Genomic DNA, 24944 nt, shown 5'->3' on the forward strand with positions numbered 1-24944 from the left:
GCTCGCACCTCCTACAACTGCCTGAGTTCGAAAAGTACAAGGCCACCTGATGAATGCCCCGAGGCGTCCACGAACAAAACCCAATTTTGCAGGTCCGACGACGTACAGGCCCGCTACGAGCAGCAGCGCCAGGACGCGACGGTGTCCGCGCCGAAGGGCGGCGTGGTGACGTTCTCGGGACTGGTGGCGGGACGCATGTTGTCGACGAGCGATGTCGCGCTGGTCATCGCGACCAAGGAGGGCGGGCCGCTGCGTGTCGCGCTGAGCATTCCGTCGCGGCGTCGCGGCTTCGTGCGCGAAGGTCAGCTCGTGCGGCTCAAGTTCGACGCCTTTCCCTACGCCAAGTTCGGCACCTACGAGGCGCGCATCGATTCCATTTCGGGAACCACCGTGCTGCCCGCGAGCCCGCCCAGCAACCAGGGCACGCCGGGCACGCCCGACCCGGAGCAGACCGCCGGCTCGAAAGGCTCGGACAGCGAAGGCGACTATCTCGCGTGGGCCACGCTGCGCGGCAATACCTTCGACTTCGAAGGTCAGCATTTCGCGATTCTTCCCGGCATGCGCGCGACCGCGAGCATCGTCGTGGAGCGCAGAAGCATCGCCGAATGGGTGTTGGCGCCACTGTTTCGAATGTTGAGGGGATGAACGTGCGAGTGATCTATCAGAATGAAGTAGCCGAATGCGGCTACGCGTGCCTGGCGATGGTGCTGTCGCATCTCGGCCGCGCGACGGAAGTGCGCGAGCTGTCCGCCTACAAGCCCATCTCCGCGAACGGCCTGAGCTTGATGGACCTGTACGACGTGGCCGTGGACTTTGGCCTGGCGGTGCAGGCGTATCGCTTCGACCCGTCGCATCTTTCCGAAGTCAAGAAAGGCTCGATCCTGCACTTCGGCGGCGCGCACTTCGTCGTGTTCGAGAAGGTGAGCCGCGGCTATATCAGCATCCTCGATCCGGCCACCGGCCGCCGGCGCGTGTCGATGGATACCTTCCGCTCAGCCATTTCCGGCTTCCTGCTCGAGTTCTCGCCCACACCCGAGATGCCGCGCATCCGCGCGAAGTCGCGCGTGCCGGCAGCGTTGAAGCGCGTGCGCGCCTTCAGTCCGCAACTGAAGCGGCAGACGGCCAAGGTGCTGTTCGTCGCGCTCGGCAGCCAGTTCGCCATTCTCTCGATGCCGTACTTCGGCAATCTCACGCTGGACCATGTCGTTGCGGCGGACAATCGCAACCTGCTGAACGTGCTCATCATGAGCTTCGCCAGCATCTTCCTGCTGGGCGCGCTGAGCGAGTACGTGCAGAAGTATCTGACCGAACTGCTCTATACCCTCACGCAGATCAACTCGACGGAAGGTGTCGTGCGTCATCTGCTGCGCAATCCGATGTCGTGGTTCGAGAAGCGTCACGTCGGCGATGTCTTCGCCCGCGTGAAGGCGCAGGATGAAATCAGCGCGTATGCCACGCGTTCGGCCATTACGCTGCACATCGATCTGGCGGTCGGCGTGCTGGCGCTCGTACTGATGCTGATCCAGAGCGCGCAGCTCACGTTCATTGCGCTGGCGGTGTTCGCGCTGTATGTGCTCATCGCGCTGAGCATGTACCCGGCAATGCGCGACACTCACGCGCTCGTGCTCGAAACCTCCGCGCGTTGCGACGATTCGCTGATCGAGACCATCCGCGCCGCGTCGCTGCTCAAGCTGGCTCAGGGGGAGACGCGCCGCACGGCCATTCACATGACGCTGTTCAAGGCCTATGCCTCGGCCCTGTTGCAGAGCAGCCGCCTGGCCTGCCGGCGCGACGGCTTTCTCAAGCTGGTCAATTATGCGGACACGCTCGTCATCACCTGGATGGCGGCGCGCCTCATGCTGGGCGGCAAGATTTCGGTCGGCGTGTTCTATTCGTTCCTGATCTACAAGTCGCTGATGTCGGAGCGGCTCGCGAGCGCCATCGGCGCAATGTTCCAGTACTTCATGCTGAGTGTGCCGACGGCGCGTGTCGACGACATCGTCGAATGCGAGAACGAGCGCTATACGCCGCTGCCCGATACGCAACGCGCAACGGAAGTGCGTCAGTTCGACTGCATCGACGTGCGCAACGTGACCTTCAAGTACGGCATTTCGGATCAGCCGGTATTGCGCGATGCGGGTTTCCGGATCAGCAAGGGCGACAAGATCGTCATCACCGGACCGTCCGGCAGCGGCAAGTCGACGCTGTTCAAGCTGTTGTCGGCGGCCGAGCCGCTGCAGGACGGGCAGATCGTGTTGAACGGCATCGCGTGGCCGAATCTCGCCGTCGATGAAATCCGCCGGCATCAGGCGCACATGCGGCAGGGCGACATCATCCTGCATGGTTCCATCGCCGACAACATCACACTGTTCGCAGGCCAGACGGACGAGGATCGCGTCCACGCGATCCTCGACGACGTCGGTCTGCTGCCGGACGTCATGCGGCTGCCGATGCGCACACGCACGGTCATCAGCGACACCATCGCGAACATCTCGGCGGGGCAGCGTCAGCGTCTGCTGCTGGCGCGGGCGCTGTATCAGCAGCGCGAGGTGCTGCTGCTTGACGAACCCACCTCGAATCTCGATCCGGTGTCCGTACAGCATATCGCCACGCTGCTGCGCAATCTCAATCGCACGGTGGTGGTGATCACGCATGACATGTCGCTCGCATCGTGGTTCGACATCCGCTATCGCTTCGAAGACGGCGCGCTGGTGCGCGAAGACGCCGGCGCTGAGCAGGAGGCCGCCTATGCTTAAGCGAGGCTTGGGCGCAACGGCGCTGCTCGTGCTGCTCGGAACCACCCATCTGGCGCAAGCCGACGATCTTTCCACGGTCGTGCAGCAAGCACTCGATTACGACGCGGAGCTGGGCCAGGCCCGCGCTGCCTACGAGGCCGCGAAGCTGTCGGTACCGATCGCACGCGCGGGCTTGTTGCCACAAATCACCGGCGGCTGGGGCCGCGCGTACAACCGTATCGACATGGATCCCTATCCGCGGCAGACCTACTGGCAGAGCGGCTGGATGGTCAACATCACGCAGCCGCTGTTCGACTGGAGCAAGTGGACGGCCTATCGGCAGGCGGATTACATCGTTGCGCAAGGGGCCGTCGATCTGGCCGCGGCGCAGCAGAAGTCCATCCTGCGCGCAGTGCGTGCCTACTTCGACGAACTCGCCGCGGAAGACGAAGTGAAGCGCTCGGGCGAGTATCTGAAGGCCATCGAGGCGCAGCGCGATCAGGTGCGCCGCAAGCGCGCGGCGGGCGAGGCGACGCTGATCGACGAACGCGAAATCGACGCCGCGCGTGAACAGGCGCAATTGCAGGCAATGGACGCGCAAGAGGAACTGGGCGTCAAGCGTCGCGCGGTGCAGCAGGCGACGGGACAGCCGTTCGTGGCGCTGACGCCGTTGCCCGCCGGCATGACTCCGCCGGGTCTCACGGAGGGGCAGGAAGCCTGGGCCGAGCAGGCGAAGACGAGCGCGTATGAAGTGCAGTCGAAAGAATTGGGCTGGAAGATCGCGCAATTCGATTCCGCGAAGGCGCGCGCGGCCGGCTATCCGGTGGTCAGCGTGACGGGCAGCTATACGCCGGCGGGCGCGGCGGGCGGCTATTCGCGTCCGACCACGACCACCGTCGGCATGTTGCAGGTGCAGGTTCCGCTGTTCTCGGGAGGCGAGATCCAGGCGCGGGTGAAGCAGTCGCTCGCGCAGCAGGACAAGGCGGAGCAGACCTTCAACGCGGCCTCGGTGCAGGCCGAAGCCGCCGCGCGCGATGACCACGCGCGCTATGTGCGTGAACGCATTCGCAGTGAATCGCTGACGCATCTCGTCGCGACGGCAGACGAGTCGCTGCAGGCGACGACGGTCGGCTTCAAGGTGGGCAGCCGCGCGAGCACGGACGTCCTGCGCGCCATCGACACGCTCTATACCGCGAAGCGCGACCTGTTGCGTTCACGTTATGAGGCGCTGGTTGCGTTCCTGCGGCTCAAGGCGGACGTGGCGACGCTGAGCATGGAAGACATCGATTCGATGAACGCGCTGTTGGGCGGCTCGCCCGAAGTGTCTTCCCGCTAAGACTGCTTCATTCCGCGCTGGTGCCGCGCTTCACCGCGCGCACCAGGCGCGCGAGCGCCTTCAACGCATCCGCGGGCGAGTCGGCGAACTGCGCGGCGACAATGGCGCCGTCCACTGCGAGGGCGAGCGCCTGCGCGTCGGCTTTGGCGGTGCGCGCGGCCGGCATGAGTGCGCGAATGGCGGACGTCATGTCGCGCTTGTGCCGTCGCGCGATCTCTACCGCCTGCGGCAACGTGCCGCCGATTTCCACCACCGAGTTGATGAACGCGCAGCCGCGATAGCTTTCGGCGCCGAACCATTCCGCCAGCGCCGGCACCAGCGCCGCCAGCGTGCCGCCGTGCCGTTGCAGCGCGTCCTTGAACCAGTTCATCCAGTTGTCGTGCCTGAACTCGAGGAACGCGACAATCAGATCGTCCTTGCTCGGAAAATAACGATAGAACGTCTTCTTCGCGACGCCTGATTCGGCGATCACGCGGTCGATGCCCGTGGCGCGAATGCCGTCGCGATAAAACAGATCATGCGCGGTCTGGAGAATGCGCGCATCGGGCGTGAGTTCCGGAAACTCGATCAGGGAGGCTGCCGTATTCATGCCGGCGATTGTAGACAGGTTCGTCTACCTGCGCTAGAGTGCGTCGGAGTAGACAGACTTGTCTACCAGGCGCGAATCTGTCAATTGTCTGCCGCTGTTCTGTTTACAGGAGGAATCGTCATGGAAAGCAAGCCGCCGTTCCCGCCGTTCGATGAAGAATCGGCCCGTCTGAAAGTGCGTCTCGCGGAAGATGCATGGAACACGCGTGAACCGGAGCGTGTGTCGCTCGCCTACAGCACGGATACACGCTGGCGCAATCGCGCCGAATTCGCGAACGGACGTGAGGAAGTGGTGGCGTTCCTGCGCCGCAAATGGGCGCGCGAACTGGACTATCGCCTGATCAAGGAACTGTGGGCCTTCACGGGCAACCGCATCGCGGTGCGCTTTGCGTATGAATGGCACGACGATGCCAACAACTGGTATCGCAGCTACGGCAACGAGAACTGGGAATTCAACGAGCAGGGGCTGATGACGCATCGTCATGCGTCGATCAACGACCTGCCCATCAAGGAAGCGGACCGGAAATATCACTGGCCGCTGGGCCGTCGTCCCGACGAGCATCCGGGCCTGAGCAACCTGGGCTTCTGACGCGCCCTTGAGACGCTCAGCCGTTGCGGCGGCGCCGGAAGGCCCACCATCCCGCCAACGCGGTGAAACTCGCGACGATCACCACGAGCAGCCAGAAGCCGTGGTGATTCTCGGCGAGCGGAATGCCGCCGACATTCATGCCGAAGAAGCCCGCGACGATATTGATCGGCAGCGCCAGCACGGTCACGAGCGTCAGCGTGAACAGTGTGCGGTTGCTCTGTTCGTCCATGCGCGTGCCCACTTCCTCCTGCAGCAGCTTGATGCGCTCGACCAGACCCGCGAGATCGTTGAGCACGAGCGAAAACTCTTCGGTGGCGTCACGCAGGTCCTGAATGTCCTGGGCATGCAGCCAGCGCGGCGGCCGGGCAAGCAGCCGGAACACGGAGCCGGGTTCCGGCGCGAGCAGGCGTTGCAGCCGGACCAGCACGCGGCGCAGTCCACCGAGGTCGGTGCGCATCTCGGTGCCGCGCATCGACAGAAAGCGGTCTTCCAGTCCATCGACCTCGACGCTCGTGCGCCGCACGATCTGCACCAGCAGGTCGGCCTGATCGCGCAGCAGATGCGCCAGCAATTCGGCCGGCGAGCGGAAGACCTCGCCGCGCCTGACCGATTCGCGCAACGAGTCGACCGATCGCAACGGCTTGAGACGCGCGGTCACGATCAGCTTCTGGTGCGTATAAACCCACAATGTGGCGATCTCGGAAGGCGTCAGTTCGAAGTTGAACATCACGTCGTTGATGAGCGCGAACAGCGCGCCCTCGTGATGCTCGAGGCGCGTCGAGTGCGAGCCTTCGTGCAGCGTGTCGAAGAACGCGTCCGGCAAGTCGAGCCGGCCGCGCATCCAGCGTTCGCACGCACTGTTCGCCAGATCGAAATGCAGCCAGACGAACTCCTTGGTCGTGTCGTCGCGGGCGAGCCATGCGCTCGCGGCCTCTGCATCGATCGGTTCGCCGGGCTGATCGACGTGGAATCGAAAGCCGCAGACGAGGCCGGAGAAATCGGAGCCGTAAGGCGGTCTTTGCAGGGTAGCGGGATTCATGCGGGATTCGGTTGCGGTTCTGGGGCGATCTGCGTGTCTGCGACAGGCGCCGCGGCGGACGCCACGCAGTAGTGTGCCATCGGTCGCGCCCCGAATCGGGATCGTAACGCGTGACGACCGTGAAACGATCATGGTGAGTGCATCGGTACATGCAAATAATGACTGTCATATTGGCGGCGTATCATCGCCGGACCGGAGACGGGCGCTCATGCGGCGTCCGCATCGGGCCGGCCGCGCACCGGGCGCCGCGCGCCAACTTGGGGAGAAGGTTTTGGAAGACCACGACGATCTGGACGGCGCGACTCAGACCACCGCCGGAGGACTCATCCGGCTGGCATCGGTCATTGGGACGTTGACGCGCGAGAGCGCCATCGATACGCGCTTCGGCGCGAAACTCCTGAAGCGTCTCGACAAGGAGGCGCGGCGCGTGACACAGAGCGGTGCGCTGCTGGACGATGCCGAGCAGGCGGCGCTGCTGGGCGCGCTCGGCGAGCTGGATCTCGTGTTGCGCCAGCGCGACGCCGCATCGCTGGTCGAGGCCAACGCTCGCCTGCGCGACACCGAAGCGGCAGCGTCCAGCAAGAAACGCAAGGGCAAGAAGGACGACAAGGCCGCACCGTCCGCCAACGACGACACCGCCTGAATGCTTTCCGCCTGGGCCGGGCTCGATTCGTGCTGCACTGCGGGCATACGAATCCGTCGACTGGCTCATGTCCGTTTCCCTGCATTCCCCCCATTGCGCGCTGTGGTCGCGCCGTAATGTCGACGTGGATCGCGACCAGTGGCGCATCCTGGTCGTCGACGACAACGCCTTCAGCGCCGAAGCGCTTTCTGCCGCGCTGATCTCGGACGGTTTCGACACGCGCTTCGCGCTCTCCGGCGTGGACGCGCTGCACGCCGTCGATCACTGGGTGCCGCATGTCGTCATTCTCGACATCACCATGCCCGAACACGATGGCTACGCAACCGCGCGCGTGCTTCGGCGTATCGCTCATACGCGGGATGCGGTGATCATTGCGTTCACGGCGCTTGGCGAGGAAAGCGTGCGGCCGCAAGGGCTGCCCGCAGGTTTCGACGGCTATTGCCAGAAGGGCAACCCGCCCGGCGCGCTGGTGCATCTGATCGAGCGGCTGGTCGTTCACTGATAACGCCGGAAATCACGTGCGCCAACGTTTTTAACGCACGCTCGTGCGCTAAATATTGTTCCGTCCCCGCCGAATGAAGCGTGCGGTGACAGAACATCTATTCCGGCTTAAATCCCTTACGCTGCGAGCCGCTGCGCGGTTTCAGCACGATTGTGCGGCCAGCGATTGTTGGCATTCCACGAAAACTGTATTGAAACCAATGGGGATAAAAAAGCGATAGTAGGGGTATACACTGCATTCCATCGACGTAGCAGACAGTTTCTCGCAAGACCGCTGCGGCGCTTTCTGATTGAACGTCAACCGTCTTTAGAGCACACACCATGAAACGCAATCTTCTCGCTACCCTGCTTATCGCTGTTTCCGCCGCTGTCGCCGCCCCCGCGTTTGCAAGCGGCTACGGTCCGGCTCCGTTCTACCGTCCGGCTGTCGGCGCGCCCGCTTCGCAGCAAGGCCCGAGCGCACAAGCCATCGCCGCTCAGGAAAACGCCAACGGCGTGAACACGACCGCTTTCGGCGGCTCGCGTGAATCGCTGGCTCAATCGGGCAATCGCGCCCAATCGAGCAACAACAACGCGCAATCGGTTTTCTTCGGTCACTGATCGAACCGGTCAAGCCTGGCGTACCGGCCAGGCTGACGGTCTGAATGAATTTCGGCGCCCGGCGGCGCAGACTCACGAGGTCTGCACCACCGGGCGCCGATCGTTTTGGGAAACGCTGTTCAGGCCGGCGTCACGCGGCCCGGGCGAGGGCGCCGCGCATCACGCTGGCCAGCTCGGACGCCTCGAATTTCGACACATAGGCATTCGCGCCGACCTTGCGCACATGCTGTTCGTTCGCTGAACCGGACAGCGACGAATGGATCACCACCGGAATGTGCATCAGGCCGCTCTCGGCCTTGATGCGGCGCGTGAGCGTGAAGCCGTCCATCTCCGGCATTTCGAGATCGGTGAGTACGAGCGCGATCTGATCGGCGACTTCGGTGCCTTCCTTCTGCGCTTTCTTCAGCGCGGCTTCCAGCACGTTCCACGCTTCCTGGCCGGTCTTCGTCATGACGAACGGCACGCCCATCGCGGTCAGGCTTTGCTCGATCAGCGCGCGCGCCACGCCGGAATCGTCGGCGGCGAGCACGCGTGCGCCCGGCCTCAGTTGCAGGCGGCCGGTGCTGGCCTCGGTGATGTCGGAGGTCTGTCCCGGCAGCACGTCGCGCACGATGCGCTCGACATCGAGCACCTGCGCGAGGCGCGAGCCGTCGACGTTGCCGTCCAGCCGCGCGAAACTCGTCACGGCGGTGCCCCCTGAGTGCGATTCCGCCGACAGCACCTGATTCCATTCGAGCCGCACGATATCGTCGACTTCCTCGACGGCGAAGCCTTGCGTCGTGCGCGCGAATTCGGTGACCAGCAGGATTTTCGGACCGTTCTTCGGACGGCAACCGGTGATGCGCGCGAGATCGATGACCGGAATGATCTGGCCGCGGATATCGGCGACGCCGAGAATCTCTTCGCTCGATCCGGCGACGGCCGTGATCGACGGCATCGCGAGAATCTCGCGGACCTTGAAGACGTTGATGCCGTACAGTTCGCGCTGCTCCGAGCCCGGCGCCTCGCCGAGCCTGAAAAGGAGCAATTCGAACATGTTGCTGCCTGCGAGCCGCACGCGCTGCTCGATATCCTGTTGTGAAGTGCTCACCTGTTCTCCCTGAGTGGCGCGTCGCGCCGCGTTGCCGTCCTGTATGCCGCATCCGGCGATGATTTCCGCCGGGTGTCTGAATAGCGGCACGCGTCGCGGAAACTGAAGGAAGACGGTGCGCGGCCTTTGCACGATGCAGGCGGCGCGTCACATCGTTGATCTATACTTTTTTCCGAATGGTCGGGTTAATGCCGATGAGGGCGTCGCGCGCAAGGCTTTAGGCTCTTGAAAGGCGCACAACAAGACCGTCGCCCAGAGACAGCATCGTTTTCCGCGTACAACAATGCGCACCACGCCGGCACGATGCGCCGGCAGACCGCGCGAAGCCAGTCGGAGGCGCTCGATGGCAACAGTCGCACAGGTACTGAGTTCGAAACCCGACCAGACGGTCTTTACGGTGGCCGCCACGGCATCGGTCTTCGATGCCATCAAGATGATGGCCGACCGGCATATCGGCGCGGTGATCGTCACCGAGGGCGACGAGATCGTCGGCATCATGACCGAGCGCGACTATGCGCGCAAAGTCGTCCTGATGGACCGCGTGTCGAAGCAGACGCCGGTGCGCGACATCATGACGTCGCAGGTGCGCTACGTGCGCCCCGACCAGACCACCGACGACTGCATGGCGCTCATGACCGAAAAGCGCATGCGCCATCTGCCGGTGATCGACGGCGGCAAGCTGGTCGGCATGATTTCGATCGGCGATCTGGTGAAAAACATCATGGCCGAGCAGCAGTACACCATCCAGCAGCTCGAGTACTACATTCGCGGCGAACACACGTAAGCTGCCGCATCCGGACTGTAAGCCATTCGTTATAATCGGCAAGCCGCCGCGCACCTGCGCATCAGGCGCGCGGCGGTTCGCCGTGTCCATCGCGCACGGGAATCGCAACGAAACCGCGAGGAGCGCTGCCGATGACCCCTACCGTTGCATCCCCATCCGTCACGTCGGCCGAAACGGCCATCACCCTCGCTCCTGACGCGCCGTTCTTCATCGTGATGAACGCGGGTTCCGGCCGCAAGCTCGTCGACGAAACGCGCGTCGTGCTCGAACGCGAACTCGGCGCGGCGGGGCGCCGCTTCGAACTGCGCGTCGTCGAGGATCCGCGCCGGCTGCAAGCGGTCGCGCGTGAAACGGCAGACGCGGCGCGCGCGCAGGACGGCGTGCTCGTCGGCGCGGGCGGCGACGGCACGCTCTGCACCGTCGCGCACGCGGCGCTGGACGCCGGCTGCCCGTTCGCGGTGCTGCCGCGCGGCACCTTCAACTATTTCAGCCGCGATCACGGCATTCCCGCCGACCTCGAATCCTCCACGAAACTGCTCCTCGCCGCGCGCGCGTATCCGACGCAGACCGGCTTCGCCAACGGACGGATGTTTCTCGTCAACGCGAGCCTCGGCCTCTATCCGCGCCTGCTCGAAGACCGCGAAACCTACAAGCAGCAGTTCGGCCGCAGCCGGCTGGTGGCGCTGTGGTCGGCGCTGTATACGATGCTCAAGCCGCACCGCCATCTGCGCCTGCATCTCGAACACGAAGGCCGCACGACCGAGTTGCGCTCATCGACGCTCTTCGTCGCCAACAACCGGCTGCAAATGGAGCAGATCGGCATGCCCGATGCCGCGCGCGCACTGGAACAGGGTTTGCTCGCAGCGCTTGCGCCGCGGCCGGTCGGACGGCTGATGCATCTGTGGCTGTCGCTGCATGGCGCGGCGGGGCGTCTCGCCGATTCGGATCACGTGACGAGCCTGACCTTCGAGCGGATCGTGGTGACGCATCCGTCAAAGAAGCGCAAGCTCGTCAAGATCGCCACCGATGGCGAGATCACGCGGCTGCAACTGCCGCTCGAATTCCGCGTGTCCGACCGGCCGCTGCTCCTGCTCAAACCCGAGCCCGAGGTGGCGGAAGCGAATCGTTCATGACCTTGCTGTTGCAGATATCGGATCCTCATTTCGGCACCGAACGGCCTGCGGTGGTCGCCGCGCTGCTGCATCTGATCGAAACGTTGCCGCCCGATCTCGTGGTCCTGTCGGGCGACATCACGCAGCGCGCGCGCCGCAGCCAGTTCGCGGCCGCGCGGGCGTTCGTCGATAGGCTCGGGGCCACGCCCACGCTCGTCGTGCCGGGCAATCACGACATTCCGCTGTTCAATCCGCTCGCGCGTCTCTGCACTCCCTACGCCAATCATCAGCGCGCGTTCGGCGCGGACCTCGAGCCGAGCTTCGAATCGGCGGCGCTGCTGGTGCTCGGCGTCAACACGACGCGTCCTTGGCGGCACAAGGACGGCGAAGTGTCGATGGCGCAGATCCGGCGCGTCTCGGCACGGCTGGAAGCGGCGCAGGCCGAACAGCCGGCGCAGTTGCGCGTGGTGGTCACCCATCAGCCGGTGGCCGTGACGCGCGCGCAGGACGAGACGAACCTGCTGCACGGACGCGAGCGCGCGGTGACGCGCTGGGCGCGCGCCGGCGCGGACCTGATTCTCGGCGGGCATATCCATCTGCCTTATGTCCTGCCGCTGCACCATACCTTCGCCGGTTTGCCCCGGCGCATGTGGGCGGTGCAGGCGGGCACGGCGCTGTCGAGCCGCACGCGCGGCACCATCGACAATTCGGTGAACCTGATCCGTCATGACGCCGCCGCAAGCGGTGAGCGCCGGACCACGGTGGAACGCTGGGACTATTCGGAGACGCATGGCGCGTTCGAGATGATCGCGCGGCACGATCTGGCGCTCGACGGCGTGCTGCCGCCGGCCGTGGTCACCCAGCCCGGATGACCAGTTCCGCGAAGCCGGTGATGGCATCGGGTTCGCGGGTGTAGCGCTCTTCGGGCAGATGCGCGACGACGAGCTCGACCGTCGTCCGCACGATGCAGCCCGGCGCGACGTGCCCGCCGATGACCCGGCCGTCGGCATCGGAGATGCTCATGTGCAGGTGCGGACCTTGCGCGGAAAGCGAACCGGCCAGCGTCAGGATTTCCAGATCGCCCTGCAACGCGGCGATGTCGTCGCGGCCCGCATAACGGATCCGCGCGACACTCAGGCTGCCGATGCCCTGCAGCACGAACGCCGCCGAAAGCCCGCGCGACTGGAAGGCGTCATCGAGCGCGGCGCGCAGGTCGCAGCCGGGCGAGAGGTGGAGGGTCAATGCATGCATGACGACGGGACGAGTAGAGCCGGACCGTATTCAAGGTAACACGCTCGCGGATCGCGATGGCATGATGGCGCGACCCGTTCCGGGCATTCATCGATGGAGGCGCCGTGAGTTTCGAACTGACGATGCTGGCATGGACACTCGTGCTCGCGCTGGTGCAAGTCTTGCTGCCAGCCTTCGTACGCAGCCGCGAAGTGGGGCTGCGCTACAACGCCGGCCCGCGCGACGCTCCCGCACGGCCGCCCGGCAGGCTCTCCGGGCGGCTGCTGCGGGCCCAGACGAACCTTTTCGAAACCCTGCCGATCTTCGCCATCGCAGTGCTGATCGTGCACGTGACCGGGCGCGAGAACGTCCTGACGCATTACGGCGCGCTGGCCTACTTCGTCGCGCGCCTGGTGTACGTGCCGCTATACGTGGCGGGTGTGCCGTTCGTGCGCTCGCTCGTGTGGCTGGTGTCCATCGTGGGGATCGTGCAGATTCTCGTGCCGATCGTCTAGCCGCTGTCCCGCTGTCCCGCTGCCCAGCAGCGCATCCAGGCAGCCCGCGTATTCAAGCCATGGAGTGCCGATCAATGACCGACCAACCCGCCACTATCGAGATCGAAACCGCGCCGGATCCGCGCTTTGCCGTGATCCTGATGCACGGCCTCGGCGCCGATGCCAACGACTTCATCCCGCTCGTGCCTGAGCTGCGCCTCGCCGATGCCCCCGCCATCCGCTTCGTGTTTCCGAACGCGCCGGAGATCGCCGTCACCGCGAACAACGGCTATGTGATGCGCGCGTGGTACGACATCCTGTCCTTCGAAGGCGTGAACCGGCGTGTGGATGAGTCGGGGATCGAGGCATCGGTGGCGCGGGTGCGCGAGCTGATCGCCGAACAGACCGCGCGCGGCATTCCCACTGAACGCATCTTCCTGGCGGGCTTCTCGCAGGGCGGTGCGATGACGTATCACGCCGGCCTCACGCATCCGGAGCGGCTCGCGGGGCTGATCGTGCTGTCGGGCTACATTCCGTCGGAAGGGCTGATCGGCGAAGCCTTGAGCGAGGCGAACCGCACCATACCGATCTTTGCCGCGCACGGCACCTTCGATGACGTCCTGAAGCCGAGCCTCGGCGAACAGGCCTGCGAGTTCGCGCGCGAGCAGGGCTGCGACGTCGAATGGCATGCCTACCCGATGCCGCACTCGGTCTGCATGGAGGAAGTCGAGGCGCTACGCCAGTGGCTCGGCGCGCGCCTGGTTGCTTAAGGTCGCGGCGAAGAGTTCCAGCACGGCGTCCGCATCCACGCCGATGCATGCATCGCAGGCCGGACGCGTGTCCCACTCGGGCGCGGGCGCGTGCATCGAAGCGGGCTTCTGCACGGTGAGGCCGGCGGCGATGCCTTCCGTCAGCACACGCACCGGGCCGCGCCGCGTCACGTAGCATTCGCGCGCCACGACGAAGGCCGCCGCCGAATAATCGTGCGCGTAGATGCCGCCCGTGACGCCTTCCTCCGCATGAAAGCGCTCGTAGAAGCGGGACACGTCCCACACGAACCGGCCCGCGTCGCCGGCGTTGTCGCGCAGCGCGGCCAGGAAAGCGGTGGTCATCACGGTTTCGTGCGTCACATCGAGTCCGGCAATCGACACCTTCCAGGGCGCGCCGAACACGATGTCGGCGGCATCGGGATCGCCGTGCATGTTTGCTTCGGCGGCCGGCGTGACGTTGCCGAGCGCGCCATGGATGCCGAACGCGCCGCCCATCACGACGACCTCGCGCACCAGCGTCGCGATGCCGGGATCCAGTTGCAGCGCGAGCGCGAGATTGGTCAGCGGCCCGACCGCGAGCAGCGTGATCTCGCCGGGATGCGCCCGCACCGTCTCGACCATGAAGCGATGCGCTTCCCGCCCGTCTTCTTTCCCGGAACCGCCATCCCGCTCGATCTCCCCGAGCCCGTCCTTGCCATGAATATGCGGAATCGGCAGGGGCGCGGGCCGCCGCAGCGGCGCCGCCGCGCCGCGCACGACCGGCACGCCCGGCGCGAAGCGCTGCGCGAGATAGAGCGCGTTGGCGGTGGTCGTGTCGATATCCGCGTTGCCGAACACGCTCGTGATGCCCACCAGTTCGATATCCGGATGCAGCGCCTGGAACACGAGCGCGATGGCGTCGTCGATGCCGGGATCGGTGTCGTAGATGATCTTGTGCAGCGTCATGCGGCGTCCGCCGTCTCGTGAAGCGGCAGCAGCGCGAGCATGCCGCGCCGCAGTTCGGCCGGGCTGACCGGCTTGCTCAGCACGTCCTGGTCACAGGCGAGCGGCACGATGCAGGCCGCCGGCTCGCCGGTCACCACGAGCACGGGACACGGCCGGCCGAGCTTCGCGGCGCCGAGCATCGCCACCTGGCGGGCAGTGCGGGTGTCGCGCAGACGGAAATCGGTAATGATGAGATCGGGAAAACGCTCGATGTCGCTCAGGATGTCCTCGTATTCCTCGAAGGTCGCCGCCGAATCGAACAGCACGCCCCACTGGGACAACAGCGCTTCCGTGGAGGCGCGCACGAGCCCGTCGTCTTCCACGAGCAGCACGTAGCGCCCCTTCAGCTGCGCGGCTTCGGCCGCTTCCGAGCGTGCCGGCGCGCGCGCCGACGGCTTGTCCTGCGACGGCCCGCACAGCGGCATTTCCAGCGAGAAGCGCGAGCCGCGTCCCTCGGTGGACTTGAGTTCGATCCGATGCTGGTCGAGCATCGACATGACCGCGTTGACGATCGACAGTCCGAGGCCCAGCCCCTTGTCGCGATCCTGCTCGGGATTGTCGACCTGGAAGAACGGCTGGAAGATGGCGTCGAAATAATCGGCGGGAATGCCGATGCCGTTGTCCAGCACGTCGATGCGCGCGCGCGTGGCCGAGCGCACCACGCCGACGATCACGGTCGGCCAGGTCGACTTGCTGGCGTCCGCGTACTTGATGCCGTTCGAGACCAGATTGGCGACCGCGCGCCCGAGCCAGTGCGCATCGCTGCGCACGCAGACCACTTCTTCCTTCGGCAGCCGCAGGCGCAGCTCGACGCCCCGGCTCGTCGCGAACGGCCGCAACTGCTCGGCGGCTTCCTCGACGATCTGCCGCACGTCGAACACGTGATAGCGCGGCACGACCCGTCCCGATTCCAGCCGCGACAGATCCAGCACCGCGTTCAGCAGCCGCGCGAGGATCACGGAGGAACGGCCGCAATCGTTGATGAGCCGCTCGGCCTGGTCGAACTCGCCGTTGCGAATGGCTTCGGCGGCGGCCTGCAGGAACAGGTTGAGGGCATGCATCGGCTGCCGCAGGTCGTGGGTCGCGGCGGCGAGGAAGTTGGACTTGTCGCGGCTCGCGGTCTGCGCCGCGATCATCTGCTGTTCGCGCAGCGCGAGCAGCGCGTTGGTCTTGTTTTCCTGATCCTTCTTGGAAATCTCCAGCTCGCGGTTCTTGCGCCCGAGCGAGCCGTTGGCGGCACGCAGTTCGTCGTTCAGCGAGGCCAGCGCGCGCTCGGAGCTGTAGCGTTCGCGCGAGACGCGCTCGGCGTGCGTGCAGACGCCATGTCCGACGATCAGCACGTTGAACATATAGAACAGGCCGGCGAAGAAGTCCTCGGTGTTGAGCAGGTGGATCGTGATCTGGCACAGCACGACCGAGGCCATCGTGATGGCGCCGGCCGTCAGCGCGACGCGCGAGCGCAGGTAGAAGAAGCTGAACTGGAAGAACAGCGCCAGATAGAGGCCGATGAAATACTGCGTGTAGTTGTAGGGCGCGGGGGTGATCGCGACCATCGTCAGGATCAGGCACAGCAGCCCGTAGATGCCGGTGAGGATGACGCGCTGCGCGTTCGCATGCGAGCGGAACGACGGCCGGAGCACCAGCGCGCCGACGAAAATCAGCAGCGCGACGCCCGCGAAACGCAGCGCGAGGATGTCGGCGAGGCGCACGTTGAGCGCCTTGTTGCCGCGCACGAAGCTGAAGTCCCACCAGAGGAAGCACGTCCAGATGACGAGCGCGAGCAGCGCGGACGCGCGCCGGAACGCGCAGAAGCGCTGACTGTGATCCTCGAGGAACTGGGCCTCGAGAGCGGGATCGGAGAACGGCGCCGGGATCGCGAGATTGCGCACCAGGCTCGCGACGGCTTCGCGGGCGGCCGCGGACAGCACTCCTGGGGTACGCACGCCGGCGGCGCGTTGCGGTACGGCCATCTTCATGCTCGCTCTGGGATGGGGGACTCTACTTTAGGACAATGCAGTCATACCAATACGCCTTTTTTTAGCCAACAACCGTTATATCCGGCAAATATTGCGGTTTTATGGGTCTTTTCAGGCGGGGTATCGGGGGATCAGGCAGGAACCGGCGGGGTCGAACAGCGAGCGCCGCGAAGGCCGCGCCCGCCGTGTCGAAGGATAGCCACAGGAAATGCCCCCCGCGCGATGAAGAGGGCGGATCGTGCGATGACCGCTCAGGACTTCGGTTTTGCCTTGGTGGTGCGCTTGGTGACCTGCATCTCTTTTGCGCCTGCGGCCTTGGCGGGCGATGCCTTGGTGCCGGCCGTTTTCTTGCGGCTCGACATTTCAGTTTCGGCGGGTTGCTGAGCTGAAGCCTTGCGTGGGGATGGCATGATGACCTCCTTCAGGACGTGTCCGGATCGACACACTGATAACCATAGGCGGCGCTCCGCCGCTATTCAAGACCTGGCGCGGCTGAAAACGCTTCTGATGACGAAGCATTTCGGTCTTGCTCCCACCGAAGCGGTTCAACGAAGCAGTTCAACGAAGCAGCTTGAGCCCTGCCGGCAGCGTCTCGCCGAACACACGGCCTTCGTCCGCGCGATCCAGATCCACCGTCTCGCGGACCATCGCGATCCACGACTGCGCCGCGTTCATCGCTTCGAGACGCTGCATGACGGCGGCGCGCGTCTCGTCGGGGAGATCGCGCGAGCGGTCGCCAGTCATGCGGGCGATCTGCACGGCGGCGAACGCGGCGGGATCGACCTTCTTCCAGTCGAGCGCGAGCAGGGCGTCCAGCCAGTGTGCAGCGACATCGGGCGGCACCACGCCGTGCGCGCTGCCGTAGAACGGCTGGCGCGCGCCGATCCGCCCCAGCGCCCACCAGCTCTGGATGTTCTCGGAAGGCTTCTTCAGCCGCGTGAGCAGCCATTCGCCGACCTCGATCTTGCGTTCCACCGGCACGCGTTCGAGCGACGCCGCGAGCCGCACCATGTCCTCGTAGCCCGCGCGCGCCGCACCCGCCGCACGGCGGTAACGGCTCGTGCCGGGCGGCTGGAGCACGAAGGCCATGTCGTCCAGCAACCGCAGCTGGGCCGCTTCGGACAGCCCGCCGGCCGCGCGCCGCCACAGCGTCCACCACTCCGACCAGATCTGGCTTTCGTTGCTGTACTGGATGCCCTGGTCAAACAGCGTCCATAGCTGCTCGACGCGCCAGTCGTCGAGCGGATGGCCGAAGCCCGGCCGCATGCAGGAGCCCGTCAGGTTGAGCCACAGGCGTTCGTGATCGGCGCTGCGCCGGCGCTTCTTCGCGCGCTCGAACAACGCGCCGAAGAGCTCGCGCAGCAGGGCGATGTCCCAGGTATCGCGCGTGCCGAGCGCGTGTTCGAGCTGCGCACGCAGGCGCTTCACTTCCTTCGGGCCGACGTCCTGCGAACGCGCGCCAAAGGTGCGGTCGATCAGTTCGACAGCCTTCGGCAGCGCCGGATGCGTGACCGCGCCCGCCGGCTCGGCCGGCGCCGTCTCATGGCGCAGCTGGAATTCGAGCCGCCAGCGTTTCGACGGGTCATCGACGGCGATGCAGTGCATCTCCAGCGTGCCCACTTCGGTCAGCGAGGTCGTCAGCTGCACGGCGGTGTCACGGGGGCGGGCCGGGTCGCCGGCGTGCGCATCGACGACGGTGGCGATCGGCGGCAGCCGCACGAAGTCGGCCGATGCGCCGAGGTCCGCAAGTTCGCCCGCCTGCCAGGCCGTCTCCGCCACCGACGACGCCAGGTGGAACCGCACCGGCGCGCCGAGCGTCAGCGCGAAGGTGCGATCGGCGAGATGCACCGGCTGGTCTTCCTCGGTGCCGCGCGGCAGCACGCAGACGCCGCGCGTGCTGTCGGGCGCGTTGTCGAGCAACAGGAAGAAGCTGCGCGCCGAGCCGCCGCCGATCTTCGGCGCATGCCCCGAGCGCGCCAGCGCATAGGCGACGGCGCCGCGCGCAACGGCCACATCGGGATCGGCGTTTTCAAGCACGTTGACCGACGCGCCGCGCCAGTCCGACAGCGTCCGGGCGATGCGCCGCGACAGCGGCCCGGCGCGGAACACGCCGCCGTTCAGCAGCAGCGTGTCGGGAATGGCGAGGGCGTCGGCGGGCAGGTCGAGCGCCTTGCGCGCCTCGCCCGCGTGCTGGCCGAGAAAGGCCGCGACGTGCCGCGTGATGGCCGGATCGCTTGCATAGGGCAAGCCGAATTCCACCAGACCGCCGCGTCCACGCCCCGGCCGGTCGCTCGCGGTGACTTGCGGGAAGAAGCCATCGACGATGATCTGCCCGATCTCGTCGCGCGTGATCTCGACGGAACGCGCCCCGCCGATCAGCTTCGAGCCCGCGCCCAGCAGCGTCACCGCGACGGACGCGGGCGCGTCCTTGCCGAGCAGTTGTTCCTTGGCGGCCCGGCAGCGTTCGACCAGTTCCGCCATGCGCGCCGCCGAAAGCCGCGCGGTATCGCCCGTCAGCCGCCTTTCGACGAGATGGGCGAGCGCCAGGTCCATGTTGTCGCCGCCGAGCATCAGATGGTTGCCCACGCCGACGCGCGTCAACACCGGCTCGCCGTCCTGCATCGCGACCTGGATCAGCGTGAGGTCGGTCGTGCCGCCGCCCACGTCGACGATCAGCACGAGGCGTGTCTGTGCAAGTTCATCACCAAGCGTCGCTCGATGATGGAACAGCCAGTCATAGAACGCGGCCTGCGGTTCCTCCAGCAGGCGCAGCGAGGTCAGCCCCGCCATGCGCGCCGCTTCGAGCGTGAGGGCGCGCGCGCCTTCGTCGAACGAGGCGGGCACGGTCAGCACCACGTCCTGGGCGTCGAGCGGCGCGTCCGGAAAGCGCTCGTTCCACGCGGCGTGCACGTGCGCCAGATAGCTCGCGCTGGCGATCACCGGCGAGATCTTCTCGACATCGTCGCCCGCGCCCCACGGCAGAATGGGCGCGAGGCGATCCACGGCGCCGTGCGACAACCAGCTCTTCGCGCTCGACACGAGCCGTCCCGGCGCCTGCGCGCCGAGCTTGCGGGCAAACTGGCCGATGACCGCGGCCGCTTCCATCTCGCCCCACGGCAGGTGCAGGTCTTCGCTGCGAAGCTCGCCCGGCGCGTAGTGATAGCGCAGCGACGGCAGCAGCGGCAGCGCCGCGATCTCGCCCGGAGCGACGAGCTGGTCGATGCCGAACACGCGCACCTCGTCCGAGCCGGCCGCCGCATACGCGACGACCGTATTGCTCGTGCCGAGATCGATGCCGACGCTGAAACGGGACACTTACAGGCCCATGCCCTGATCGACGCTGGCGTTCGGACCGCCGCGCACGTCGAACTCCACCTTCCAGCGTTCCGACGAACCGCGCGGAATCGCTTCGAGTTCGAGCGTGCCCGCCTCGGTCACGCGGGCGTGCAGCTTGACCGGCACGACTTCGCCGGGCGTGCGGCCTTCCGACGGCAGCGAGGCCTCGATCTCTTCGAGTTCCTGGAGCTCGTCGGGCTGCCAGAAATCGAGCAGCGTGCCGACCTGGTCCTGGCGCCGCACCGATGAGCCGAAGAAGCGGAAATGCACCGGCTCGCCGACGACGAGACCGAATTCCTGCGCGGGCAACGCGGCGTCGGTGCCTTCCTCCATGCCGAACGGCGCGACGCACAGCGCCTGCACCGGCGGTTCGAGGCCGGGCACGGCGGGCATCGCCGATTCGATCGCCACGTAGTACGCGCGCGCCGTGCCGCCGCGAATCCGCACGCCGCGGCCATGCCGGACGTAGCCGTAATAGGCCGCGCCGCGCGCGACCGCGAGGTCGAGGTCCGCGCCTTCGAGCAGGCGTGCGGCGGGCGCGTTTTCGGCGGCGAGCCACTGATTGAGCGTGGCCATCACGCGGTCCACCAGCAGCGGCGACTTGAACACGCCGCCATTGAACAGGACGACGGTCGGATGGAGCATCGTCGCGCCCTGCGGCGCCTCGCGCCGGAGCCCTTCGACTTCGGCAAGCGCATTCACCTGACGGCCGAGGAAAGCCGCCAGATGACGCGTGACGGCGGCGTCCTGCGCATAGGGCAGGCCGAGTTGCGTCAGGCCGACACGTGCGCGCGACACGGGACGCGCCGCGGCGTCGACTTGCGGGAAGAAGCCTTCGAGCAGGATCTGGGTCAGCTCGGCGCGCGTGAGTTCGGTGCGCAGCGAACCGCCGATCAGCTTCGAGCCGCGGCTCGGCACGACGAGCGGCACGGCGTCGGCGGCGGGATCGGAGAGCAGGGTTTCCTTGGCCGAACGGCAGGCGTAGGTGAGCGCGCGCAACTGCCACGGATCGGGCTGCGTGCCCTGCGCCGCCAGCTTCCGGGCGACGGTATGCGCGAGCGCGAGGTCCATGTTGTCGCCGCCGAGCAGGATGTGCTCGCCGACCGCGACGCGATGCAGTTCAAGATTGCCTTCACGCTCGACCACGGCGATCAGCGAGAGATCGGTCGTGCCGCCGCCGACATCGACCACGAGGATCACGTCGCCGACCTTCACCTGCTTGCGCCAGCCGCCCGCCGACTTCTGGATCCAGCTGTAGAGCGCGGCCTGCGGCTCTTCGAGCAGCGTCATGCGCGTATAGCCGGCGGCCGCCGCGGCTTCGGCGGTGAGTTCGCGCGCGGCGGGATCGAAGGACGCGGGGATCGTCACGGTGACGTCCTGCTGGCCGAACGGCGCGTCCGGATGCTGATGGTTCCACGCTTCCCGCAGGTGCGTCAGATAGCGCACCGAGCTTTCCAGCGGCGACACGCGCTCGACTTCCTCGGGGGCATCGGCGGGCAGGATGGCCGCGCGGCGATCGACGCCCGGATGGCACAGCCAGCTTTTTGCGCTGGAGACGAGGCGGATGGGCGTGCCCGCGCCCCGGCTGCGCGCCAGTTCGCCGACGATGAAGCGGCGTTCCTGCGTCCACGGCAGCGTCATGTCGCCGGGCGCGAGTTCGTTTTCGTGCGGCAGGTAGAGAAAGGAGGGCAGCAGCTCGCGTTCTTCGGCGGCGCCGGGCGCGGTCAGCTGCGCGACCGGCAGCACGCCTTGCGCGGTCTTTTCGCCGTCGCTGGCGCTCATGTCGACGTAGGAGAGCGCGCAGTGCGTCGTGCCGAGATCGACGCCGATCGAATAGCGGGCGCGCGTTTCGTTCATATCGCTCACAGTTCCACCTCCGCCGGCGCAACGATGCTCGCATCATGGGACGGCGCCAGCTTCGGCAGGCGCGTGTCCTCGACCTTCCAGCCGCGATGGCTGATGCTGCCGCTGAACGGCGCGCGGCCGACGACATTGCCGGTCAGGCGCACGGCTGCCGCGTCGAAGCCTTCCTGCAGCGTGATGCGGCTGCCTTCAGCTTCGCTGCGCACGGGGTTGATCGTGAAGTGCTCACGCAACACGGCGCGGCAGCCGTCGTGCACGAGGCGGGCGGCAGCGCCGATATCGGCGTCGCTGTATTTGGCGATGTCTTCCTCGACGAAATCGACGAAGCGCGCGTCGCGTTGCAGCAGCGCGAGCAACTGGAGCGCGGCGACCGGGCTGGCTTCCTTCAGCGCGGACGGCGCGGGCTGCACCGGCGCGGCGGCGGGCTTCGGCGGCTGCGGGGCGGCGGGTGCCGCTTCGGGCGCATGGGGTGCGTCGCGCAGGCGCTGCACGCGGCCGGCGAACGCGGCGTTGCCCAAGACGCCGAAGAAGGCGCCGAAGGCAATGCCGATCCTGCCGAAAAAGCCTGGGTTCATGTCGGTCATGTGATGCTCCTGTAGGCCGCGCGAGGACGACTCCGATCCTCGGGCGGCGCGGGTGGCCGGTGTTGGGTGCCGTTGGGCGAAAGGTGCCGGAATGCCCGCAGGTTCGTGCTCCGTGCGCCTGCGCGAGCAGTCGGCATGCCTTCGCTGCGAAGACGACGGGACGAAGCAAGGGACAACGCGGGAAACCTGGCAAACGCGCGCGTGGTGCGTTCAGCGAATTCCGCTATTTTCCATGATGTCGCGCCCCGGCCGGAAAAACGCGCCTGAACGCGCAGGCGCGCGAGACGCCTTGGGCTGCAACGGCGGGCCTCATTCTCGCGATTTGCGCGGCCAAGTCAAGGCGCGGCGGGGCTTTTCGAACGCCGGCAGGTCAGAGCTTGTAGCCGATCTGGCGCAGCAGGTCCTTGCGCCATTGCACGTCCTGCTCCGCTTCCACGCCGAGCGGCGGCAGGCCGTCCACCACGCCGACGATGCCGCGCCCCTGATCCGTCTGCGCGACCAGCACCTGGGTGGGATTGGCGCTCGCGCAGACGATCCGGCAAACCTCGGGCACCGCCTTGACGGCGTTGAGCACGTTCACCGGAAAGAAACCATCGCCGAGCATGATGATGAAGCTGTGTCCCGCGCCGATGGTCAGCGCGTTGCGCGCAGCCAGATCGACGAGATTTTCGTCGGTCCCCGACGTGCGCACGAGCCGCTTGCCCGATGCCTCGCAGAACGCGAGTCCGAAGCGGATGCCGGGCACCGCGCCGACCAGTGCCTCGTGCAGGTCCTCGACCGTCTTGATGAAATGCGACTGGCCGAGGATGAAATTCGTGTTCTCGGGCTTGTCGATGCCGATCGCGAGCAGTTCCATGGCGTGTCTCCCGTGCGCGCAGGAACTTCCATGGTAGGCGCTCCGGCGCCGCTCACGCGCGGATTTCGAAGCCCGCGAGATACGCCGCGCTGTCGCCGCCGTCCCACACGCGGCCGTCGCAGAAGGTGGCGGCGCGCCGCTCGCCCGGTATCGCGATGCCGGCCGCCTGCGCCGCCTCGCGATACAGCGCGGTCTGGTTGACGGCCGCGGCGAGGGCGGCGTCGTCGGGGGCGCTGTCCAGCATGCCCCAGCGCCGGTACTGCGTGATGAACCACTGGCCGTCCGAGAGGCGCGGATAGTTGACCGCGCCGCCATCGAAGAAACGCACGGGCAGCGCGTGCGCATCGCCGCCATGGGCCACCGAGAGACGCGCCTCGATCAACCCGCGCGGCACATCCAGCAGTGACGCCGAGGCCAGCGCCTCCGCGATCTCCGTGCGGTGCGCGGGCGCATCGAGCCAGGCGCAGGCGTCGAGCATCGTGCGCACCAGCGCGCGCGCCGTGTTCGGATACAGCGCGGCGAAATCGCGCCGGCACGCCAGCACCTTTTCCGGATGGTCCGGCCAGATCTCGCTCGTATAGGCCACCGTGCGGCCCGCGCCGTGCGCCTCGGCCACCGCGTGCCACGGCTCGCCCGCGCAGAAGCCGTCGAGTTCGCCGGCCGCGAGCGCGTCGGCCATGCGCGGCGGCGGAATCACCACGCTGCGCACGTCGCGCAGCGGATGCAGGCCGTGCGCCGCGAGCCAGTAGTAGAGCCACATCGCGTGGGTGCCGGTCGGAAAGGTCTGCGCGATGACGGGCGGACGGCCAAGTGCCTGTAACGCTTGCTTGATGCTTGCGCCGTCTTCGATTGCATCGGCGAGCGCGCGCGACAGCGTGATGGCCTGGCCGTTGCGGTTGAGCACCATCAGCACGGCCATGTCCGCCTGCGGTCCGCCGATGCCCAGCTGCACGCCATACACGAGGCCATAGAGCGCGTGGGCGGCATCGAGTTCGCCGGAGAGCAGCTTGTCGCGCACGGCGGCCCACGACGGCTGGCGGCACAGTTCGAGCGTGATGCCATGACGCGCGCCGAGTTCGCGCAACGCGGCGACGGCGAGCGGGGCGGCATCGGAGAGCGCAACGAAACCGAGCCGCAGATGCGTGCGTTCGGGCGTGGAGAGAGGGGTGTCGGGCGGGTTCATGATGGTTCTTGAATGCTGTATCGGTCAGCGCAGCAGGTCGGCCATGGCGAGCAGCTGGCGCGCGATTTCCGCGACCTTCACGCCCTGATCCATGGCGCGCTTGCGCAGCGCGGCGTAGGCGTCGTTCTCGGACATGCTGCGCTTGTCCATCAGCAGGCGCTTGGCGCGGTCGATGACCTTGCGCTGCTCCAGTTCGTTTTCCACTTGCGCGAGCCGCAGGCGCAATTGTTCTTCATGGGCGAAACGCGCGAGCGCGACCTCGATGATCGGCGCAAGACGCGCGCTCGCGAGTCCTTCGACCGAATAGGCCGTGACGCCCGCGCCCACGGCCGCGCGGATGAATTGCTGGTCGGCGTCGTTGCTGAACATCAGCACGGGGCGGGGCGCCGCCTTGTTCATCACGGCAAGCTGTTCGAGCGTGTCGCGCGACGGCGAGTCGGTATCGATGATGACGACATCGGGTTTCTGACTCTCGACAGCCGCATGCAGCGCCGAGGGCGCGGCGACTTCGGCGAGCATGTCATAGCCCATGCGCGCGAGCTGCTCGCGCAGGTCGCCGATGGGCTTGTCGGTGTCGGTGACGAGGAGAACGCGCAGCATGCGGGAAGCGGGAGACGGGGTCATGCGAGGAACGGCGATGGCGGCCGCGGA

The 24944-nt window shown here is 66.6% G+C and carries 24 protein-coding genes and 1 pseudogene; 12 read left to right on the forward strand and 13 right to left on the reverse strand.

Annotation, left to right across the window (positions count from 1 at the left end; genetic code table 11):
* Positions 1–102 precede the first annotated feature (102 nt).
* From QCE69_RS30120 to QCE69_RS30130, 3 genes and pseudogenes are all read left to right on the forward strand, one after another.
* Positions 103–645: pseudogene (locus tag QCE69_RS30120) on the forward strand (HlyD family efflux transporter periplasmic adaptor subunit); the annotation flags it as partial.
* A gap of 2 nt (positions 646–647) precedes the next feature.
* Positions 648–2756, forward strand: coding sequence for a peptidase domain-containing ABC transporter (locus QCE69_RS30125; RefSeq protein ID WP_309934590.1), 2109 nt, complete (start codon positions 648–650; stop codon positions 2754–2756).
* Positions 2749–4071, forward strand: coding sequence for a TolC family protein (locus QCE69_RS30130; RefSeq protein ID WP_309926004.1), 1323 nt, complete (start codon positions 2749–2751; stop codon positions 4069–4071). The genes QCE69_RS30125 and QCE69_RS30130 overlap by 8 nt, the downstream gene beginning before the upstream one ends.
* A 7-nt stretch (positions 4072–4078) precedes the next feature.
* Here QCE69_RS30130 and QCE69_RS30135 read toward each other — a convergent pair whose 3' ends face one another.
* Positions 4079–4660 carry a TetR/AcrR family transcriptional regulator gene (locus QCE69_RS30135; protein ID WP_309934591.1) on the reverse strand — a complete coding sequence of 194 codons (582 nt, stop codon included), beginning with the start codon at positions 4658–4660 and terminating at the stop codon, positions 4079–4081.
* A 120-nt stretch (positions 4661–4780) separates the two neighbouring features.
* Here QCE69_RS30135 and QCE69_RS30140 point away from each other — a divergent pair, with 120 nt between their 5' ends.
* The gene (locus QCE69_RS30140; protein ID WP_309926006.1) at positions 4781–5248 is read left to right on the forward strand and encodes a nuclear transport factor 2 family protein; all 468 of its coding nucleotides are present in this window, start codon (positions 4781–4783) and stop codon (positions 5246–5248) included.
* A 16-nt stretch (positions 5249–5264) separates the two neighbouring features.
* On the opposite strand, the gene QCE69_RS30145 is transcribed toward QCE69_RS30140, so the two are convergent.
* Positions 5265–6287: a transporter gene (locus QCE69_RS30145; protein WP_309926007.1), complete on the reverse strand. Its 1023-nt coding sequence runs from the start codon at positions 6285–6287 to the stop codon at positions 5265–5267.
* 271 nt (positions 6288–6558) lie between these two features.
* On the opposite strand from QCE69_RS30145, the gene QCE69_RS30150 reads away from it, so the two are divergent.
* From QCE69_RS30150 to QCE69_RS30160, 3 genes are all read left to right on the forward strand, one after another.
* Positions 6559–6930, forward strand: coding sequence for a hypothetical protein (locus QCE69_RS30150; protein WP_309934592.1), 372 nt, complete (start codon positions 6559–6561; stop codon positions 6928–6930).
* Between the two features lie 67 nt (positions 6931–6997).
* Positions 6998–7432: a response regulator gene (locus QCE69_RS30155; RefSeq protein WP_309926010.1), complete on the forward strand. Its 435-nt coding sequence runs from the start codon at positions 6998–7000 to the stop codon at positions 7430–7432.
* A gap of 320 nt (positions 7433–7752) precedes the next feature.
* Entirely contained in the window at positions 7753–8031 is a 279-nt protein-coding gene (locus tag QCE69_RS30160; RefSeq protein WP_309837826.1) for a hypothetical protein, read from the forward strand.
* A gap of 130 nt (positions 8032–8161) precedes the next feature.
* On the opposite strand, the gene QCE69_RS30165 is transcribed toward QCE69_RS30160, so the two are convergent.
* A complete protein-coding gene (locus tag QCE69_RS30165; RefSeq protein ID WP_309819785.1) occupies positions 8162–9121 on the reverse strand; it encodes a chemotaxis protein in 960 nt (319 codons plus the stop codon).
* 343 nt (positions 9122–9464) lie between these two features.
* Between QCE69_RS30165 and QCE69_RS30170 the strand changes: the two genes are divergently transcribed.
* From QCE69_RS30170 to QCE69_RS30180, 3 genes are all read left to right on the forward strand, one after another.
* Positions 9465–9905, forward strand: coding sequence for a CBS domain-containing protein (locus QCE69_RS30170; protein WP_309926012.1), 441 nt, complete (start codon positions 9465–9467; stop codon positions 9903–9905).
* Between the two features lie 131 nt (positions 9906–10036).
* A complete protein-coding gene (locus QCE69_RS30175; protein ID WP_309934594.1) occupies positions 10037–11038 on the forward strand; it encodes a diacylglycerol kinase family protein in 1002 nt (333 codons plus the stop codon).
* Positions 11035–11889 carry a metallophosphoesterase family protein gene (locus tag QCE69_RS30180; RefSeq protein ID WP_309934596.1) on the forward strand — a complete coding sequence of 285 codons (855 nt, stop codon included), beginning with the start codon at positions 11035–11037 and terminating at the stop codon, positions 11887–11889. The genes QCE69_RS30175 and QCE69_RS30180 overlap by 4 nt, the downstream gene beginning before the upstream one ends.
* On the opposite strand, the gene QCE69_RS30185 is transcribed toward QCE69_RS30180, so the two are convergent.
* Positions 11873–12268 carry a DNA-binding protein gene (locus QCE69_RS30185; RefSeq protein ID WP_309934598.1) on the reverse strand — a complete coding sequence of 132 codons (396 nt, stop codon included), beginning with the start codon at positions 12266–12268 and terminating at the stop codon, positions 11873–11875. The two genes, QCE69_RS30180 and QCE69_RS30185, sit on opposite strands and share 17 nt — an antisense overlap.
* Before the next feature lie 104 nt (positions 12269–12372).
* Between QCE69_RS30185 and QCE69_RS30190 the strand changes: the two genes are divergently transcribed.
* Both QCE69_RS30190 and QCE69_RS30195 read left to right on the forward strand, forming a co-directional pair.
* On the forward strand, positions 12373–12762 hold the full coding sequence (locus QCE69_RS30190) for an MAPEG family protein (protein WP_309837833.1): 390 nt from the start codon (positions 12373–12375) through the stop codon (positions 12760–12762).
* A 74-nt stretch (positions 12763–12836) separates the two neighbouring features.
* Entirely contained in the window at positions 12837–13511 is a 675-nt protein-coding gene (locus QCE69_RS30195) for an alpha/beta hydrolase (RefSeq protein WP_309934599.1), read from the forward strand.
* Here QCE69_RS30195 and QCE69_RS30200 read toward each other — a convergent pair.
* The 9 genes from QCE69_RS30200 to QCE69_RS30240 all read right to left on the reverse strand — a co-directional run bounded on the left by QCE69_RS30200 (position 13476) and on the right by QCE69_RS30240 (position 24893).
* Positions 13476–14456, reverse strand: coding sequence for a nucleoside hydrolase (locus QCE69_RS30200; protein WP_309926020.1), 981 nt, complete (start codon positions 14454–14456; stop codon positions 13476–13478). The genes QCE69_RS30195 and QCE69_RS30200 overlap by 36 nt on opposite strands.
* The gene (locus QCE69_RS30205; RefSeq protein WP_309934601.1) at positions 14453–16471 is read right to left on the reverse strand and encodes a hybrid sensor histidine kinase/response regulator; all 2019 of its coding nucleotides are present in this window, start codon (positions 16469–16471) and stop codon (positions 14453–14455) included. The genes QCE69_RS30200 and QCE69_RS30205 overlap by 4 nt, the downstream gene beginning before the upstream one ends.
* Before the next feature lie 251 nt (positions 16472–16722).
* The gene (locus QCE69_RS30210; RefSeq protein WP_309819798.1) at positions 16723–16881 is read right to left on the reverse strand and encodes a hypothetical protein; all 159 of its coding nucleotides are present in this window, start codon (positions 16879–16881) and stop codon (positions 16723–16725) included.
* Between the two features lie 148 nt (positions 16882–17029).
* Positions 17030–19786, reverse strand: a complete 2757-nt coding sequence (locus QCE69_RS30215; RefSeq protein ID WP_309934602.1) for an Hsp70 family protein — start codon at positions 19784–19786, stop codon at positions 17030–17032.
* Complete coding sequence (locus QCE69_RS30220; protein ID WP_309935412.1) at positions 19787–21664, reverse strand: Hsp70 family protein; 1878 nt, start codon at positions 21662–21664, stop codon at positions 19787–19789.
* A 5-nt stretch (positions 21665–21669) separates the two neighbouring features.
* Positions 21670–22254, reverse strand: coding sequence for a DUF2760 domain-containing protein (locus QCE69_RS30225; RefSeq protein WP_309934604.1), 585 nt, complete (start codon positions 22252–22254; stop codon positions 21670–21672).
* Positions 22255–22624: 370 nt separating this feature from the next.
* Complete coding sequence (locus tag QCE69_RS30230; RefSeq protein ID WP_309819806.1) at positions 22625–23110, reverse strand: adenosine-specific kinase; 486 nt, start codon at positions 23108–23110, stop codon at positions 22625–22627.
* Positions 23111–23162: 52 nt separating this feature from the next.
* A complete protein-coding gene (locus QCE69_RS30235; protein ID WP_309934605.1) occupies positions 23163–24293 on the reverse strand; it encodes a CmpA/NrtA family ABC transporter substrate-binding protein in 1131 nt (376 codons plus the stop codon).
* Between the two features lie 24 nt (positions 24294–24317).
* The gene (locus QCE69_RS30240) at positions 24318–24893 is read right to left on the reverse strand and encodes an ANTAR domain-containing protein (RefSeq protein WP_309934607.1); all 576 of its coding nucleotides are present in this window, start codon (positions 24891–24893) and stop codon (positions 24318–24320) included.
* Between the last annotated feature and the right edge of the window lie 51 nt (positions 24894–24944).

It is taken from the genome of Caballeronia sp. LZ032 (assembly GCF_031451315.1).
GTDB lineage: Bacteria > Pseudomonadota > Gammaproteobacteria > Burkholderiales > Burkholderiaceae > Caballeronia.

Bases quoted from the DNA above. Each gene is read 5' to 3' on its own strand.
- QCE69_RS30230 (WP_309819806.1), bottom strand. From the start codon at position 23,110: ATGGAACTGCTCGCGATCGGCATCGACAAGCCCGAGAACACGAATTTC.
- QCE69_RS30200 (WP_309926020.1), bottom strand. From the start codon at position 14,456: ATGACGCTGCACAAGATCATCTACGACACCGATCCCGGCATCGACGAC.
- QCE69_RS30145 (WP_309926007.1), bottom strand. From the start codon at position 6,287: ATGAATCCCGCTACCCTGCAAAGACCGCCTTACGGCTCCGATTTCTCC.
- QCE69_RS30140 (WP_309926006.1), top strand. From the start codon at position 4,781: ATGGAAAGCAAGCCGCCGTTCCCGCCGTTCGATGAAGAATCGGCCCGT.
- QCE69_RS30220 (WP_309935412.1), bottom strand. From the start codon at position 21,664: ATGAACGAAACGCGCGCCCGCTATTCGATCGGCGTCGATCTCGGCACG.
- QCE69_RS30160 (WP_309837826.1), top strand. From the start codon at position 7,753: ATGAAACGCAATCTTCTCGCTACCCTGCTTATCGCTGTTTCCGCCGCT.
- QCE69_RS30225 (WP_309934604.1), bottom strand. From the start codon at position 22,254: ATGACCGACATGAACCCAGGCTTTTTCGGCAGGATCGGCATTGCCTTC.
- QCE69_RS30170 (WP_309926012.1), top strand. From the start codon at position 9,465: ATGGCAACAGTCGCACAGGTACTGAGTTCGAAACCCGACCAGACGGTC.
- QCE69_RS30210 (WP_309819798.1), bottom strand. From the start codon at position 16,881: ATGCCATCCCCACGCAAGGCTTCAGCTCAGCAACCCGCCGAAACTGAA.
- QCE69_RS30205 (WP_309934601.1), bottom strand. From the start codon at position 16,471: ATGAAGATGGCCGTACCGCAACGCGCCGCCGGCGTGCGTACCCCAGGA.
- QCE69_RS30175 (WP_309934594.1), top strand. From the start codon at position 10,037: ATGACCCCTACCGTTGCATCCCCATCCGTCACGTCGGCCGAAACGGCC.
- QCE69_RS30155 (WP_309926010.1), top strand. From the start codon at position 6,998: ATGTCCGTTTCCCTGCATTCCCCCCATTGCGCGCTGTGGTCGCGCCGT.
- QCE69_RS30185 (WP_309934598.1), bottom strand. From the start codon at position 12,268: ATGCATGCATTGACCCTCCACCTCTCGCCCGGCTGCGACCTGCGCGCC.
- QCE69_RS30235 (WP_309934605.1), bottom strand. From the start codon at position 24,293: ATGAACCCGCCCGACACCCCTCTCTCCACGCCCGAACGCACGCATCTG.
- QCE69_RS30130 (WP_309926004.1), top strand. From the start codon at position 2,749: ATGCTTAAGCGAGGCTTGGGCGCAACGGCGCTGCTCGTGCTGCTCGGA.
- QCE69_RS30180 (WP_309934596.1), top strand. From the start codon at position 11,035: ATGACCTTGCTGTTGCAGATATCGGATCCTCATTTCGGCACCGAACGG.
- QCE69_RS30240 (WP_309934607.1), bottom strand. From the start codon at position 24,893: ATGCTGCGCGTTCTCCTCGTCACCGACACCGACAAGCCCATCGGCGAC.
- QCE69_RS30135 (WP_309934591.1), bottom strand. From the start codon at position 4,660: ATGAATACGGCAGCCTCCCTGATCGAGTTTCCGGAACTCACGCCCGAT.
- QCE69_RS30195 (WP_309934599.1), top strand. From the start codon at position 12,837: ATGACCGACCAACCCGCCACTATCGAGATCGAAACCGCGCCGGATCCG.